Below are 812 nucleotides of genomic sequence, written 5' to 3' on the forward strand. Positions count from 1 at the left end.
AATAATGCATGAAGAAGGCGGTGACATACTTGCCCTGGTATTGGTTCCTACACGTGAACTCGCCCAACAAGTGCTTAAGCAGGCAAAACAGCTAGCTCGCTTTACAGCACTTAAGTTGGGTCATATCGGTGGCGGTACTGACATCCACAAACAGACCGAAATCATTCAAAACCCGCCACACTTTATCGTGGCAACACCGGGGCGTTTGTCTGAATTGCTTGCCAGAGACCTGTTAGACCTTTCTTCGGTAGACATCCTGATACTTGATGAAGCAGACCGCTTACTCGACATGGGCTTTAGCGATGAGATTCTATCTATTTCAGAACACTGTCATCAACGGCGTCAAACGCAGCTCTATTCAGCAACACTAGCCAATAAAGCACTTCGAGGCCTGGCAGACCAGTTGCTAGATGAGCCAAAAGTGTATGAGCTAAACCAAACAAGCGATACTCACACATCAATTGATCAGCAAATCATCTTTGCTGACGATAACGCTCACAAATACCAACTACTATGCTGGCTACTAAGAAACGAAACATATCGTCACAGCATTGTCTTTTGTAACTCGAAAGAGCAAGTAGATCAGGTTTACCGTGTCATGCAGCAACAAGAAATTAGCGCTGGTGTATTACACGGAGACAAAGACCAGAAACAACGAAATCTCGTGATGAGCAAAATGCGCCGTAACGAGCTGAAAGTAATGGTCGCTACAGATATTGCTGCACGAGGTATTGATATTGAAGGCATGGATCTGGTGATCAACTTCGAAATGCCGAGGCGTGGTGAGATATATGTCCACCGTATAGGTCGCA

1 protein-coding gene is annotated in these 812 nt (G+C 45.6%); it reads left to right on the forward strand.

Annotated elements, in window-relative coordinates; genetic code table 11:
- On the forward strand, positions 1-812 hold an 812-nt coding region (locus A3735_RS21630), incomplete at both ends, for a DEAD/DEAH box helicase (RefSeq protein WP_156499810.1).

It is taken from the genome of Oleiphilus sp. HI0061, from assembly GCF_001635675.1.